The sequence below is a fragment of the Sagittula marina genome (genome assembly GCF_014196795.1).
Taxonomy (GTDB): domain Bacteria; phylum Pseudomonadota; class Alphaproteobacteria; order Rhodobacterales; family Rhodobacteraceae; genus Sagittula; species Sagittula marina.
Window position 1 is genome coordinate 157,313 of sequence record NZ_JACIEJ010000001.1, and the last position, 15,390, is coordinate 172,702.

Here is a 15,390-nt window from a genome sequence, read left to right on the forward strand (position 1 = left end):
ATGCCTTGTTTGGCGCTGATATGATTGAACTTTAGTGAACCAAGGCAAAACTGTGGCGGCGATCCCGGAAATGGACACGAAGTGTTTCCTAGCCGAACGTTGCAAGGGTGTGGCGAGATTGAGGCGCAGCGGTTAGATTATGTCTCGAAGATGGCGCGCATCGGTCGTAGCAACCTCGGGAGAGGTTGGACCGGACGCCCTCTTCCGCATTGGGGGCCAACTTTGCGGGATCGCGTATTATGAACCAGTTTCAATCTGTCGATGAGATCTTTGCTGCACTGAAACGTCGCGGCCTGCTGATTGCCGGGATTTTCTTCGCGGGCATTCTTTTGTCGCTGAATTTTGCGCTGACCCAGACCAAGGTCTACGAGGCAACCGCCGTCGTCCAGATCGAGGACGCCAGCGTGGCAAGCGCCGCAACCTCTGTTCAGACCGCTGGCGGCACGTCCCGACGGCTCAAGCTGATCGAGCAGCGCCTGATGTCACGTGACAACCTCGTCCGCGTCATGGACAAGCACGACCTGTTCACGCACGATCCGATGATGAGCGCGTCCGAGCGTGTGTACATGATGCGCCAGTCCGCCCGCATCAACGAAATCACCAATCCAAGCACGACCTTCAGCGCTGCGCCCGCCGTGCCCTCGGGCCTGATGATCACCGTGCAACTGGCTGACGCCGAAAAGGCCGCCGACGTGGCAAATGACCTGATGGGTTCAATGATCGAACAGTCCCGCACCCGCGCCGTGAACCAGGCCCGCGAAACGCTGTCCTTCTACCAGAACGAAGAGGCGCGCGTAGAGGCGGAGATCGTCGTTCTGGAAGATCAGATTGCCGCCTACAAGGAGGCCAATGCCGCGCAGCTTCCCGCGGGAATCATGGCACTGCGCAGCCAGCTGACCACGTTGAAGGACACGCAGCTCGACCTGGAGCAGGAGATCATCTCCATGCAGTCCGACACCACGCGCCGCCGCGCCGAGGAGATCGAACGTCAGGTCACCTTGCTGGAGGATCAAAAGGCGCTGGTGGCCAGCCGTGCCGATGCCATCGAGGCGCAGATCGTCTCCGCCCCTGAAGTGGAGCGCGAGCTGTCCCGGATGGAACGCGAGATGGACCGACTGGAAGAGCAATACCGCGTCATCACCCGCGCCAAGGCTGAGGCCGAGATGGGCCAGGCGCTCGAAGATACCCAGAACGCCGGACGCTTTGAGGTGCTGGAAACCGCCCTCGTGCCGGAGAACCCGATGTCGTCTTCGGCGAAGAAAATCACGGCGGTCGGTGGCGTTGCTTCGCTGTTGCTGGCGCTGGCTGTGGCGCTGGTGCTGGAAATGCTGAACCCGGCGATCCGCACCCAGCAGCAGATGGAGCGTATGCTTGGCATTCAGCCAGTGGCCGTGATCCCGGTGGTGGCCACGGGCCGCGATCGCACTGCCGGTGGTTTGAAAGCGGCGGCAAAGGGTCTTGGACTGCTGGCGCTGCTGGCCGGGCTGGCGGGATGGTTGGTCAAAACCTCCGGTCTTGGCGCGCTGTTCTCGCCGCGCGCCGCTGTCCGCCACTGATATGGAATGCAGTCCTTCCGAGCCTGTGGGGGCGCCGGAAGGGAGAAACCGCGGCGGGCCGGTGGGGCCACGCCGCGGTTTTCTTTTGTCTGGGCGGGTGGGGGATCAGTAGGCGTAGCGGTCCGCGTCAGCGCCTTCGGCTTTGTTCAGAACCATGCCGAGCAGGGGCGTGTCCTTGCCAAGGCGGCGTTCCACTTCCTTGATCTCGCGTTCGGTGGTCAGACCACCGCCCACCACCAGCAGCACGCCGTCAAGCAGCGGCTGAAAGGCCATCACGTCATCATAAAACAGCGCAGGTGGCAGATCGAAGAGCATCACATCGGGTTGAAAGCTCTCCTCGATATGATTGAGCGCGCGTTCCGTGCGCGGGTCCTGCAGCAGTTCCGAGGCGTAGGGTTCGATCACCGTGTTCATGGAGAACGCGATATTGTGCCCGGCATCGAAGTGGTTCTCACCCATGCGCAGGAAGTGGTCTTCCGGGGCAAGCGTGCCGCGCAGCACGTCGCCCAGCGAGCCGGGAGATTCGACGCCCATCACGCTGTGCAGCGAAGGCCGCCGCATGTCGAAGTCCATCACCAGGGTTCGCGTGTTTTCCTGCCGTGAGAGAGACACCGCCAAGTTGGCCGTAGAGAATGTCTTGCCGCAGTCCTTGCCGGGCGATGTGATCGCCACCCGTTTCCAGCCTTTTTCAGTCAGCGCGTGCATCAGCCGCGTGCGCAGCACGTCAAAGCTGGTGTGTGCCGGATTAAGGCGGTCGGCGGTGATCACCCGATTGCGGTTCAGGTGGTTAAGATCGACTGACATCATCGGGATCTCAGCCCAAGGATCACGCCGTTGCACAGGCGCGCGTGGCATCGGCGTGGCTTGACGGCGGGTATGCTCATCGAGGCTCTGCTGCTGGGCGCGCGCCGCCCCGGCCTGTTGGTCCAGCTCCGCCTGCTGCTGCGCTTCCGACCGCTTGGCACGGGCGGCGGCGAGGCGGCTGCGTCGGGTTTCTTCGGCCGCATCTGCCCGGGCCTGCGCTTCCGCAATCCTTACGGTCTCGGCTTCGGCTTGTTCTTCGGCGAGGCGCTGACGGTCGGCGCGGTCCTGCTCCTCGACTTGTCGTTGGGCGGAGGCAACTGCGTCAAGGTGCGTCTGTTCGTCCGCCCCCTGCTCGGCCTCGTCGGCCTCGGCCTCGCGACGGGCCAGACGCTCTTCGCGGCTTTCCAAAGGCTCGATGGGCGCCAGATCGTCCTCGATCGGCTCATCTACCTTCAGCGGCTTGCGCCGGCGCCGAAATTTGCGGCTGTCCATCATGTTCATGCCTTGCCCTTGACCCTTTGACGGGCCGCTGCGCTACTCTTCACTGACGCCCAAAACTCACATCGCGTCCCTGTCAAATGTGGTTAAATCAGAAGATTCGGGCCAGAATGAGACCGATTGACAGGGATTGTTCACCAAACTGGCCGTTCCGATCAAAACCCGAACAAGCCCGCCTGCGTGATCGCCCGATCGATGAACCGCGCGCGGTCGGCTTCGGGCTGCCAGCCCAGAACGCGTTTGGGCGCGCCGTTGTCGAAGTGGGAAAAGTGCGCCCGGCTTTGCCAGTCGGCGCGTGACGGGCGGATGACCGCCTTGCGCCGCAATGCGTGCTTTTTGAGCAGGTACTTCACTGCATCAGACGCGTAAAAGACATTCAGATTGCCCGGCACCACGCGAATACGCGCGCCCAGTTGGTCGTGGATCGCGTCAAAGTAATCGCGGGCGGACAACATCGGCTCCCCGATCAGGTTAAAGCTCTGGCCCTCGACTTGGACAGCATCCGCCTCGCCCATGGCGATCAGCCCGTCTGCCACGTCGTCATTGAGCACAAAGGGCAGGATGTTGCGTCCATGCCCCCAGATGCGCACAGCCCCCGCGCCGTGCCAGCGCCCGATCCCCCAGTGTTGCAGCGGGCCGCCGGGGCCGACCACGATGCCGGGCCGCGCGATGGTCAGCGGCAGGCCCCGCTCTCGATGCAGTTTCAGCAGTTGCTTTTCACACTCGGCCTTTGACCGGGCGTACATGTTGCGGTCTGTCATATCGTCGGCAAAGCCGGTCGTCTCAGAGATGGTCTTTGTCGGGTCAGACATGTCGTAGGACGCGATGGTGCCGGTATAGACAAGCCGTTTCACGCCAGCCTTTTCACAGGCCATACCGATGCGCGTGGCCACGCCCACATCATGGATCAACGCGTCCTGCCACGTGTCGGTCATCGCACGGGCGAGGTTGTAGACCACCTCGATCCCTTGCATCGCCTCGGTGAGCGCGTCCAGATCGTAAAGGTCCACCGGAACGGTTTCCACCTGATCGGGCAGGTCAGGGAAGGGGCCGGAGCGCCCGCGCGACACGACGCGCACATCGCGGCCTGTCTCCACCAACCGCCGTGTCAAAGCGCGTCCGATAAAGCCGGTGCCGCCGATGACCATCGCGGTGGGGTTGGGCTGGCGGGTCTGCACCGCAGGGGCGGCCACCTGTTTCACATCTTCCGGAAGCGCGTCGATGATGCGGTCGATGGTGTCCATCACGGCCACCGCAGACTCGGCAGAGAAACGCGGATCTTGCGCGCCCTTCGCCATTGCGCCGTAGATCGCGGCGCCCATGCCCCGAAAGCTTTGCGCATAGGGGCTGCGCGTGTTGAGGGAGCGCGCTTGCGTCCAGGCGTTCTGCGCCCCGACCTTGAGCCGTTGCTCGGACACGTCGAGCTGTTTGCGCAGCGGGTTCACGATCAGATCCGAGGCATTCTCCCGTTCCACCGTCAGCGTGTCGGCAGCATAGTCCAGACACGCCCGCGCAGAGGAGCCGCGCAACGTGACAGAGCGGTCATCCACGGTTTCGACCATGGTGATCTGGAACGAGAGGTTCACATGACCGGCACGGGCGAGGATGCGAAAGCTCTGCGGTCGGGCGTCGTCGCCGGGAAGCATCACCGGATGACCGGCTTCGGCATGGGTGATCTCGATCTCGCCAAACAGGTCGTGGGCAAAGGCCACCAGATGCGGGCCCAGTTCCAGCAGCAGGTTCTGCGGTTGCTGCAAAAGCCACAGGTTAAAGGGCCCTGACCGCAGCGGCGCAAGCGGCAGCGCCCAAAGGATCTCTGCGGTGTGGATCCGACCGTAATCGCCCTCTTGCATCGCGCGCTTCATGGCGACATATGACGGCAGTCCAAGAAAGTTGTGACCGGGGGCAAACAGCTGCCCATGCGTCCGCGCGGTGTCCGCGATTCGGCGGGTGGCTTCGGCTGATTCGGCAACAGGCTTTTCCACAAGCACATTCAGGCCGCCAGACAGACATTGTGTGGCGATACCCTCGTGTACGTTGGGCGGTGTGAGAATATGAACCGCGTCACAGGTTTTCGATTCGATCAAGTTATCCACAGATGTGAACACCTCTGCCCCATGTTGATCCGCGAGGGTTTTGGCAGCGGATTCGCGTGGGTCGCAGATGGCGGCGATTCGAACCCCGGGCGTGGCACCAAGCGCGTCTGCGTGCCAGTCTGCGATGTATCCTGCGCCAATCAGTCCGATGCGTATCTCTTGGGTCATTACTTGTACTCGATCAGTGTCATGTCCGCCCCGGTCAGCCGCCGCCGGTAAAAGCGCAGCATGCCGATCAGGTTCGGAAATTTGGAAAGAAAGATAAGGCTGGCCTGTCGCGCGGGCTCTGACAGGCCGTTACGTTTAAGGCCCTGCATGGTGCGCAGGTAGTTCAATCCATACAGGCCAATCACCAAGAACGTCAGCCAGAGCGACGTCACCAGCCCGAAGATCATCGCAAATGGCAGAAGCGCGGCGTAAATCCAGGTGCGACGGCGTTCGTTGGCGAAATATTCGGGATGCAGATGACCGACCTGGGCAAAGCCATGCCCGGTGCGGACCGCTCGCTGCCACCACTGGCCAAAACGCAGCATGGCTGCATCATGCCGGGTCATTGGCAGGGGCAGCCGGTGCAGGGACCAACCTGCCTTGCGAAAGCGGACGCAGACCTCTTCATCCTCACTTGCGACGATCGACGGGTTCATGCCCCCCACCTGCTGCCACAGCGCGGCGCGCACCATCATGTCGCCGCCACACGCTTTGATCGGCCCGGCGGGGCGATGCCATTCCCAATCGCAAAGCCGATTGTACAAGGATGCCTCGGGGTGAATCTCGGACCGCCAACCGGTGACCATGCCGACCTCTGGGTGCCCGTCGAGAAAGTCGCGCCCGGCGTCGAGCCAGCCTTCCACCAGCGCGCAGTCACCGTCGATGAATTGCACGTAGTCGGGGGCGCCGTCGGGCAGGCGCAGCGCGTCAAAGCCTGCGTTGCGCGCGCGCGCGGCGCTGAACGGCACGGACATGTCCAGTTGCACGACCAATGCGCCGGCACGCTCGGCCTCGAGCACGCTGTCGTCGGTGGAGCCGGAGTCCACATAGATGACACGATTGGCCATGCCGCGCACCGATGCCAAGGACGCCACCAGTCGAGCCCCCTCGTTGCGGCCAATCAGTATAACGTGGATCGGGGTCATGCGGCAGGCTCCGGCCGTTTGGGGGGCTGTTCCCCGCGCGCATAAGTGGTGAACAGCGTCGAGAGGCGCGCGGCCTCTGTATGTATGTTGTAATCGGTCTCGACAATAGCGCGGCCCTGCGCGCCCATTTCCCTGCGGTCATCGCGGGCAAGCGTGTCGGCAATGGCCTGCGCCAGCGCATCGGCGTCCCCCGGCGCGACCAGAGTTCCGGCGTTGTCACGCACCAGCTCAGACACGCCGGCGATGCGCGTGGTAACGACCGGCACGCCGGAGGCCATCGCTTCCATCAAAACCACCGGGACGCCCTCGGCAAAGGAGGGCAGCACGAACAGATCGGTGCGCGACAGTTCCTCGGCCACTTCGGCCTGACTGCGGTAACCCATGAAGGTGATAAAGGGGTGCATGTCCAACTGGCGGGCGTATGCGTCGATGGCGGCGCGTTCCGGTCCGTCACCGATCAGGGTCAGCCTCAGATCCGGGTGCGTGTGGCGCAGCAGTGCAATCGCGCGCAGCAGCACGGGCACGCCTTTGACCCCGGCGAGCCGACCGACGAACAGCATGTTCTGCGCGTCATGGGGGGCGCTCGTATAGCGCGAGGGGTCCACGCCGCAATGAATGACGTGAAACCGGTCCCAATGGATCTGGTTGGCAAAGCACATCAGTTGCGAACGGGCGAAATCGCTGATGCAGGCGACAAAGGCCGCGCGTTCGGACTTTTCGTCAATGCGCCAATGATGCGGCTCAAAGAAGATGTCCGGCCCGTGGATGGTAAAACTGTAGGGAATGCCCGACATCTCGGAGGCCAGCATCGCCACGGTGCAGGACGCCTTGGCGATGTGATTGTGCAGATGGTCGATGCCTTGCCGCTGCATGTGGTCCGCCAGCACCGCAGCCTCGGCAAAGTAGATAAGGTTGTAGAGGCGCCCCTTGATCCCTTTTGGCGCGGTGGTCCATGCCAGTTTCAGCGCACGCATGTACCGTCTGGGGCGCTTGAGGTAGCGCAGGTGCGCGCGCATCAGTCTGGGACCCTTGCAGGCGTCGAGCACTTTGAACGTGCGCGTGTGCTCTGCGCGCTGTTCCGGCCCCACGAGGTGTTCGGCCCCGGTGGTGCGGATGGAACAGGTCTCCACCTCGTGGCCCAGTGCGCGCAGCGCCGCCACTTCACGCTGAATGAACGTGTCGGAGGCGCGCGGGTATTCCCCGGTGAGATAGGCGAGTTTCGGCAGTGTCATTCTGACTCTTTCGTGCGGGCCATCATGCCCTCAAAGCTGTCGATGTCTTCGCCACCCAATCTATGGCGCAGCGCTGTGTTCGGGTAGGTCAGTGGCATCATGCGGGCGCGTAGAATGGACGGCTGGAACAGGCCGGGCAGCTTGGCTGACAGTGGCCCCAGCACACCGGCCATGCCAGCCCACGCGCCATAGGGCACGGACGTGTTGATCCGGGGCCAGCCGTAGCACCGTTTGTGCGCGCGCAGAAACCGGGCGCGCGTCGGGCGGTCGTCGTCAAACACATTCACCGTGCCGGGACCGGAGGTCTGCGCCGCCGTGATAGCCGCGCGGGCAACGTGATCCACATGGGCGAGCGGCAGCTCCCCCTCCGACCCAATGGTGACAAACAGCTTCGATGCCCAGAACCCCTGAAGCGCGTGCCAAGACCGCCCCGGTCCCCAGATCACGCCGGGGCGCAAGGTCCAGCCGTCGCGCAACGCTTCAGCCAACAGCGCCTCCTGCATCCGCTTGGCCCCGGCATAGGCGTCGCGCGCGTTTGCCGGGGTCGAGGGCATGGGGATCAGCGGCGTCGCCTCGGTCATCGCCTCGCCGGGGGCAAGCCGGTCGGTGTCATAAACCGCAAGGGAGGAGATCAGGACCAACCGGGAAGGCCGCACGCGCAGCGCATCGCGGACCGTGGCGCTTGCGGTCATGGTGTCGCGGGCGAGGCGTTCGGGATCGTCCCCCAGATGCGCCGCCGCGTGGATCAGTGCTGCGCTGTCTGGCAAGGCCTCGGCCAGACGCTGCGCTGCCTCCGCGTCGGTGAGGTCAAGCCGGAGATGTGTGATGCCCGCGTCGTCGGCCCACTGGGGCAACGGGGTGGAACGGGTCACGGCCAGCACAGGCAATCCTTGCCGCCGCGCCTCAGCCACGCAGGCGCGCCCGACAAAGCCATTGGCCCCGGTTATCGCGATGGTCAAAGCGGTCATTTCGCCCATGGCATCGGCTCCACCGGGTCGCAGGTCGTGGTCATGCGCTGGGCGCCTGTGGTCTCTCCCGCGTTCTGGATGGCCAATGTGACCTCTGTCAGGTGCAAAGCCATGGCGTTGGTCATGCGCGGCGGCCGATGTTCCCGCGCGGCCTGCAGCACCTCCGCCGGACCGAGGGCAAAGTTCATCGCCGCCGCGCCCCAGCGCTCGACCTTGGGATGGGTGGGCTGCGGCAGCTTGATCCGCTTCGGCCAGGGGTGTTCCATCAGCCGCCGTCGCACCGTCAGGCGGCGGGCAAAGCGCACCTTGGCCGCGTTGTCCCATGCGGCCTTGCAGGACAGCACGCCTTTGTCCCCGACGACGCGGATGGTGTGATCATGTGGCGCGGTGATCGAGCAGGTCAGCCGCGTCACCGGGCCGTTCTCGAAGTAAAGAATCGCCACGGACAGATCAGGGGCAAACGGGCCGTTGCCCTCCTTGTCGGGGATGGTCTCTGCGCTTGCGGCCACCACGGTGCGCACCGATCCGAACCACGACATAAGCCATGTGAGGTAATAGCCCGCATGTTCCAGCGTGCATCCGACGCGGAACTCGTCCTCGAACGGCCAGGGCGCGCCGGATTCCGAGACCCACTTGTGATAGGCAGCCTGCGGGATGAACCCATCGTCCAATTCGGCATAAATCGCCCGAGGTGTGCCGACAGTGCCCGCGCGCAAGGCATGGCCGAGCGTCTGCGCTGCTTCGCCCAAGGCCGAACAGGGCGCGGAGGCCAGGACCAACCCTTTCGCCTCGGCCAGATCGTGCAGAGCGCGCGCATCGTCAAAGGCGGTCGCCAGTGGCTTTTCGGAATAGACCGGGTGCCCCGCCTCCAGGCAGGCTTTTGACGTGTCAAAATGCGCATGCGGGTTTGTCAGGTTCACCACCAAGGCACCGGGCGCAGCCGCCAGAAGCGCCGCGAAACTGTCACACTGAGGGTAGCCCCAATGGCTGCAGAACGCCGCCCGCCGTGCCGCGTCGATGTCAAAGACCCCCGCGACCTCGATATTCGGAAAGGTCTTCAGGGAACGCGCATACAGGTCGGCCACGAAACCGCAGCCGAGCAACAGGATCCGGTCCTTCTGACCGCTATTCAAAACCGTCGTGCTTTTCACAACGCACCCCTCGTGACCCGCCTTCCCCTTACAGGAGAACGTGGCGATTTTTCGGCGCTCTGCCCGGAAATCGGCCATGACTGCGGCACTGCGGCATCACTGCATGAATTTTTGGCAGTGTTGTTGCACAAACGGCACGGACCTTGTGGATAGGACGCGCTATCTACGCAGACGGGGAAGCGAGGCTGCCAATGTTCTTCGGTGTCGAGGGTGAAGAGATAGAGGTCAACGTGCCCAACTGGGCCGTGCTCGAAGCGCGCGTGCGAGAACGTTTTGCGCAACGCCGTGGCTTTGCCCTGGCGACCATTAACCTTGACCACATCGTCAAACTGCGCGCCTCGCCTCGGTTCCGCATGGCCTATGCGGCGCAGGATTTCGTCGTGGCGGATGGCAACCCCATCGTCTGGATGTCCCGACTGGCGGGGCGGCCTGTCTCGCTGATCCCCGGATCGGAGGCGATATTGCCTCTTGCGCGTCTTGCCGCCGCCCAAGGGGTCACTGTCGCGCTGTTCGGTGCGTCCGACCGGGTGTTGGCCGCCGCGCAGGAATACCTGGAACGCGAAGTGCGCGATCTGCGTGTGGTTTGCCGCATCGCACCCGCCATGGGCTTTGACCCCGAAAGCGAGCTGGCAGAGGCGATGCTGGGCGAAATCGCCGACAGCGGTGCGCGCCTGTGCTTTGTAGCCCTGGGCGCGCCCAAGCAGGAAATGTTCGCCGCCCATGGCCGCAAAGTCGCGCCGGAAGTGGGCTTTGCCTCCATCGGCGCCGGGTTGGATTTTTATGCCGGCGAACAGAATCGCGCGCCAGAATGGGTGCGCAAATTTGCGCTGGAATGGTTGTGGCGCGCGGCCTCCAGCCCCAGGCGGCTTGGCCCGCGTTACGCCAAATGCCTGGCGATCCTGCCCGGCGAAGCGGCGAAAGCCGCGCTGATCCGGTTGAAGGATCGCAAGGTCTAAGGGGCTTTGGAAATGACCCGCGCGGGCACACCGGCCACGGTCGCCCCGGCAGGCACATCCCGCGTCACGACAGCATTGGCGCCGATCACCGCGTGATCGCCCACGGTCAAAGGCCCGATCAGCTTGGCCCCAGCGCCCACATCCACATGCCCCCCCAGGATCACCGGCCCGGCGAAGGTCACCTGATGGAAAATCATGCAGTTCGGGCCGATCACGGCCTCGGGGTGTATGATGATGCCGGTCGGATGTGTCAGCCGCAGACCGCCCCCGATCTGCGTGTTGAGATGCAGCTCGGATTGCGTCATCAGCGTCCAGAACCAATGCACCATCACCCAGTATTTCGCGCGCATCCGCCCCAGGGGGCCCCGCGCGCGACAGGCCTGATAGCGGCGCACCGACCGGATCAGCTTTGGGCCCGGGTCCCAAAAGCGCGACACCGTTTCCCGTGACCAATCGGGCACGCTCGCCGAAATGTCGCTTTCTTGATGCATTCTCATTGGCCTCCACGGCGATGCGCCATATTCCTGCCCAGAAATGCTGTATCTTGCACACAATGGCAACAAAACACGCTGTTTGCATGGGGCGACGCTGTCCCCGTCGGCAAAGCCGGCGCACAACGATGCAGGCATGAACTTCATCCGCGCCGGAGAACCCGGAAACACATGACCGAGACGTCCCCGCATCCCGCCTATCGCGGCGATATCGACGGGCTGCGCGCCGTCGCAGTGCTGTCCGTGGTTCTGTATCACTTCGGTCTGCCGCTGCGGGGCGGATTTACCGGCGTCGATGTGTTCTTTGTCATCTCCGGCTATCTGATCGGCGGCCTGATGTGGCGCGAATACTGCGCGAATGACAAGATCCGTATCGGCGCGTTTTACCTGCGCCGGTTCCGACGGCTGGCGCCTGCATTCTTTGCTATGGTGCTGGGGACGGCAGCGTTGGGCTGGGTGTTGCTTCTGCCCTTTGAGTATCGCGAGTTCGGCAAAAGCGCCGTTGCCGCCTCCTTCTACTTGTCCAACTTTCTGTTTTGGCGGCAGACGGGTTATTTCGACGCCGCAGCCCACGACAAACCGCTTTTGCACACCTGGTCGCTGGCGGTGGAAGAGCAGTTCTACATCTTCCTGCCGCTGATGTTCCTGCTGCTGGCGCGGTCCCGTCGCGCGATGATTTGGGCGCTGGTGGCGTGCTGGGCCGCGTCGCTTGTGGCCTGCGTCTTGATGACGCCGCAGTATCCGTCGGCCAGCTTCTACCTGTTTCCATTCCGCGCGTGGGAGATGCTCAGCGGCGTGTTGCTGGCCATTTGGGGCCAGACGCGAGGCACCCGGTGGGAGGGCTGGCGCGCGTTGAGCTGGGTGGGCCTCGGCCTCGTGCTTCTGTCCGTTGTGATGATACCATCCGGGCCGCTGTTTCCCGGTCTGCTGGCGACCGTTCCGGTGCTCGGCACACTATTGGTGCTGGCCAACGGGAGGAACGACGGCGCGGTCAATCGTCTGCTGCGCCTCCCTGCTTTCAGGTTTTTCGGTCTGATTTCCTATTCGCTGTACCTGTGGCATTGGCCGGTTGTGACCCTGTCCAACAGTCTGCGGGACGGCTACGCAAACCCGTTTGAGGCGCTGATCTGGATGGCGCTCTCCGTCGGTCTGGCATGGCTGTCATGGCGCTTTGTCGAACAGCCGGTGCGCCGGGCCGTTCGGCTGCCGGGCTGGGTTCTGGCGGGCGGAACAGTGCTCGCCAGCGCGGCCGTGTTGGGTTTCGGCCTGTTTTTGCGGGCTGAGGACGGTCTGCCCGGCAGGTTTGGGCCGGAGGCAGGGGTGCATATCGCGGCCTCAGCCGATTTCTTGCAGGATTTCAGCCGCTGCTACGTGGCCGACGATCTGCCTCTCGACGGGCTTGAGGTCTGTCCCATCGGCCCGGAGGGGCCGCCGCAGGTGCTGATCTGGGGCGACAGCCACGTGCGCGCGTTTTACGAGGGGCTGGCGCTTGCTGCTGATGAGGCCGGCGTGCCGGCCATGGTGCTGTGGCGCGCAGGTTGTCCACCGCTGATCGGCCTGCGCAAGGTCGAAAGCGCCGCAACACCGGCGCAGAACACAGCCTGTCGTCAGGCGAATATGCAAATCAAACAGGCGCTTGGCCGGTTGAACAGCGTTCAACGCGTTCTGTTGATCGGGCGATGGGGTTATTACGCGACGGGGCAGGGCACCGGGTTGGACGCGAACAACCTGATCTCCATCTTCCCCACAGAGCGGCCAGAGCGCGTCGCGGAACCGCAGGTGGATGTTCTGTCCGAGGCATCAGAGGCCACAGTCGACCAGCTCCTCCGCCAGTTTGGCGAGGTCTACGTGTTGCGCCAACCGCCCGAGGTTCCGTTCTACGACAGCCGCCGTGCCGCACGGGAGACCGCTCATGCAAGGCTTCCCTTCGCCGCCGAACCTGTGACGCAATCGGTGGTCCCGCGCGAGGATATCGCCGCCCGTGCTGCTTTGGCGGATGCGCCGTGGCGCGGTCTGGTGGCCTCGGGCCGCGTGGGCTGGCTGGACCCGTGGCCATGGCTCTGCGACGACGCGACGTGCAGCGCTGTGCACAGCGGCACCGGCCAGTACTTCGACAACAACCACATGACCAACAGCGCGGCCCGTCGTCTGCGCGATGTCTTTGCACCGGTGTTTCGCGGCGACGCGCGCGGCTCCGCTCTGAATACGGTCCCTCTGCCATGACCCTGTCGGACGGCGACTGGGATGTGCTGGTCATCGGCACGGGCATTGGCGGTGGCACGCTCGGCAGACGTCTGGCCGAAGCCGGTCAAAGGGTGCTGTTTCTCGAAAAAGGGCAGGCCGATGCGCGCAGCGCCGAAAATGGCCTGTCAGAGATCTTCGTGCCGGAGGCGCGCGCGAAACGCGGGCTTTGGCCTCAACCCTTGTCGGTCGAGGTCGACGGCGTGACGCAATCGTTTTACGCGCCTTTGGGGTCCGGTCCGGGCGGCAGCTCGGTGTTCTATGCCGCGACGCTGGAACGGCCGGAACGGCATGATCTTGAGGACACCCCGCAGCGCCCACATCCCACCGGCGGCTGGCCCTTGGGCTTTGACGCGCTGGCGCCTTTCTACGCAGAGGCCGCGCAGATGTATCGCGTTTACGGCACGCCTGATCCACTGTCAGATGAGGCCCCGCTGCCGCTGCGCGATCCGCCCGCTCTGACCGCGGTGGAAATGGCGCTGATGAACAGATTTCGCGCCCGCGGCCTGCATCCCTATCACGCACACACAGCGGTGGAGCGCGCCGACGGCTGCCAGATGTGCCTTGGCCGCAAATGCCCGAAGGCGTGCAAGATGGATGGACGGTCCGCAGGGGTGGAGCCCGCTTTGGCCACCGGGCGGGCGGAGATGCTCACCGGGGCGGAGGTCACGCGGCTGGTGATGGACGGTCCGCGCGTCGCTGCGGTGGAGGCCGTGGTGGATGGGCAAACCCGCCGCTTTACCGCACGACGCTACGTGTTGGCGGCGGGCGCACTCGGGTCGCCTCAGGTGCTGTTGCGCTCCGCCTGTGCGGGATGGGAGGTGGGCGTGGCGAACGGCTCGGGCCTTGTCGGGCGGAACCTGATGTTTCACGTGAACGAAATGTTCGCGCTCTGGCCGCGTGTCGAAGGCCCGGCGACCAAGGCCGTGTCCCTGCGGGACTTCTACCACCGCGACGGGCAGCGGCTGGGCACGGTGCAAGCCATGGGCATCCGCGCCTCCTACGGTGAAATCGTGTTTTATCTCAACCGGATGCTGGCGGCCAAAGGCTGGTCCCGGCTGTCCCCGTTCACGCGTTTGCCGGCCGCGCTGGCCGCCCGGATGTTGGGGTCTGCGCAGATCTTCGTCGGACTGATGGAGGATCTGCCCTACGCCGAAAACCGGGTGGAGGCCGATGGCCGCGTCGTCTACCGCCTGTCGGAGGAGTTGAAGACCCGGCGCCGCGCGTTTCGTCGCGCGATCCGTCGCGGCCTGGGCGGCCGCTTCCTGAGCGTCACGCCGGAGCTGAACTGGGGCCACCCCTGCGGCAGTCTGCGGTTTGGCGATGATCCGGCGCAATCGGTGCTGCGGCCTGACGGGCGCGCGCATGAGGTCGACAACCTGTGGGTTGCGGATGCGTCTTTCATGCCGACCTCCATGGGTGTTAACCCAAGCCTGACAATCGCTGCCTATGCGCTTTCGGTGGCGGCGGGACTGCTGGAGCATGACGGATGAAGATCACACCGAAGGACGGCATCGTTGTCGTGACCGGCGCAGGCTCTGGTCTGGGGCGCGCCATGGCCCGGCAATTCTGCGCGGCGGGCTTCACCGTGGTTGGCATGGGGCGGCAGGCGGAGACCCTGGCCAAAACCGGCGCGGGGCTGGATCGGTTTCATCCGGTTGTGCTGGATGTCTCTGACGGTGGCGCCGTCACGCGCGAATTTTCCCGGTTGCGCGACGGGGTTGGCCCAGTTGCCGTGCTGGTGAACAACGCCGCCGTCTACCCGAGGAAAGATTTTCTGAGCGAAACCGGCGACAGCTTCATGCAGACGGTGAACACGAACCTCGGCGGGACCGTGCATTGCACGCGTGCGGCGCTGGCGGGCATGGTTCAGACCGGGCGGGGCCGGATTCTCAACGTGGCGACCTTTGCCGACGTGGCGCCACTGCCGACCGCATCCGCCTACGCCGTATCCAAGGGCGCGGCGCGCATATTTACCCGCGCGGTGGTGGCCGATCTGGGGGACCGTTTTCCCGGCATCGTCATGTCTGACTGGATGCCGGGGATGCTGGCGACGAAAATGGGCATTGCCGACGGGCTAGACCCGGAGGTGACGGCGGCTTGGGGCGTGCAACTGGCGCTGTCATGCGATCGGTCCCTGACCGGCTCCGTGTTCGAGATGGACCATGAGGTTCTGGAACCGCGCGGCCTGAAATCCCGGCTGAAGGATGTGATCCTGTTGCGACGCAAGCGCGCCCGCAGGGTGTCCGAGATCTGACCCAGCG

At 64.3% G+C, this 15,390-nt stretch carries 12 protein-coding genes; 5 read left to right on the top strand and 7 right to left on the bottom strand.

Going from position 1 to position 15,390, the window contains the following annotated elements:
- The first annotated feature begins 239 nt into the window (after positions 1 to 239).
- A complete protein-coding gene (locus GGQ68_RS00720; protein WP_183962479.1) occupies positions 240 to 1,556 on the top strand; it encodes a Wzz/FepE/Etk N-terminal domain-containing protein in 1,317 nt (438 codons plus the stop codon).
- Positions 1,557 to 1,661: 105 nt separating this feature from the next.
- Here the strand turns inward: GGQ68_RS00720 and GGQ68_RS00725 are convergent, their stop codons facing one another.
- The 6 genes from GGQ68_RS00725 to GGQ68_RS00750 form a co-directional block, all read right to left on the bottom strand.
- Positions 1,662 to 2,861: a CpsD/CapB family tyrosine-protein kinase gene (locus GGQ68_RS00725; protein ID WP_246429201.1), complete on the bottom strand. Its 1,200-nt coding sequence runs from the start codon at positions 2,859 to 2,861 to the stop codon at positions 1,662 to 1,664.
- A 152-nt stretch (positions 2,862 to 3,013) separates the two neighbouring features.
- Positions 3,014 to 5,122, bottom strand: coding sequence for an NAD-dependent epimerase/dehydratase family protein (locus tag GGQ68_RS00730; RefSeq protein WP_183962480.1), 2,109 nt, complete (start codon positions 5,120 to 5,122; stop codon positions 3,014 to 3,016).
- Positions 5,122 to 6,087, bottom strand: coding sequence for a glycosyltransferase family 2 protein (locus GGQ68_RS00735; RefSeq protein WP_183962481.1), 966 nt, complete (start codon positions 6,085 to 6,087; stop codon positions 5,122 to 5,124). The genes GGQ68_RS00730 and GGQ68_RS00735 overlap by 1 nt, the downstream gene beginning before the upstream one ends.
- Complete coding sequence (locus tag GGQ68_RS00740; RefSeq protein WP_183962482.1) at positions 6,084 to 7,319, bottom strand: glycosyltransferase; 1,236 nt, start codon at positions 7,317 to 7,319, stop codon at positions 6,084 to 6,086. Before GGQ68_RS00740 ends, GGQ68_RS00735 begins: the two co-directional genes overlap by 4 nt.
- Complete coding sequence (locus GGQ68_RS00745) at positions 7,316 to 8,296, bottom strand: NAD-dependent epimerase/dehydratase family protein (protein WP_183962483.1); 981 nt, start codon at positions 8,294 to 8,296, stop codon at positions 7,316 to 7,318. Before GGQ68_RS00745 ends, GGQ68_RS00740 begins: the two co-directional genes overlap by 4 nt.
- Positions 8,284 to 9,438, bottom strand: a complete 1,155-nt coding sequence (locus GGQ68_RS00750) for a Gfo/Idh/MocA family protein (protein WP_343055791.1) — start codon at positions 9,436 to 9,438, stop codon at positions 8,284 to 8,286. Before GGQ68_RS00750 ends, GGQ68_RS00745 begins: the two co-directional genes overlap by 13 nt.
- A 191-nt stretch (positions 9,439 to 9,629) precedes the next feature.
- Between GGQ68_RS00750 and GGQ68_RS00755 the strand changes: the two genes are divergently transcribed.
- Positions 9,630 to 10,394: a WecB/TagA/CpsF family glycosyltransferase gene (locus GGQ68_RS00755; protein WP_183962485.1), complete on the top strand. Its 765-nt coding sequence runs from the start codon at positions 9,630 to 9,632 to the stop codon at positions 10,392 to 10,394.
- Here GGQ68_RS00755 and GGQ68_RS00760 read toward each other — a convergent pair.
- Positions 10,391 to 10,885 carry a serine O-acetyltransferase gene (locus GGQ68_RS00760; RefSeq protein ID WP_183962486.1) on the bottom strand — a complete coding sequence of 165 codons (495 nt, stop codon included), beginning with the start codon at positions 10,883 to 10,885 and terminating at the stop codon, positions 10,391 to 10,393. The genes GGQ68_RS00755 and GGQ68_RS00760 overlap by 4 nt on opposite strands.
- A 171-nt stretch (positions 10,886 to 11,056) precedes the next feature.
- Between GGQ68_RS00760 and GGQ68_RS00765 the strand changes: the two genes are divergently transcribed.
- From GGQ68_RS00765 to GGQ68_RS00775, 3 genes are read left to right on the top strand one after another with little or no spacing between them, the layout of a single operon-like run.
- A complete protein-coding gene (locus tag GGQ68_RS00765; protein ID WP_183962487.1) occupies positions 11,057 to 13,108 on the top strand; it encodes an acyltransferase family protein in 2,052 nt (683 codons plus the stop codon).
- Positions 13,105 to 14,619: a GMC oxidoreductase gene (locus GGQ68_RS00770; RefSeq protein WP_183962488.1), complete on the top strand. Its 1,515-nt coding sequence runs from the start codon at positions 13,105 to 13,107 to the stop codon at positions 14,617 to 14,619. The genes GGQ68_RS00765 and GGQ68_RS00770 overlap by 4 nt, the downstream gene beginning before the upstream one ends.
- Complete coding sequence (locus GGQ68_RS00775) at positions 14,616 to 15,383, top strand: SDR family oxidoreductase (protein WP_183962489.1); 768 nt, start codon at positions 14,616 to 14,618, stop codon at positions 15,381 to 15,383. The genes GGQ68_RS00770 and GGQ68_RS00775 overlap by 4 nt, the downstream gene beginning before the upstream one ends.
- Positions 15,384 to 15,390: the final 7 nt, after the last annotated feature.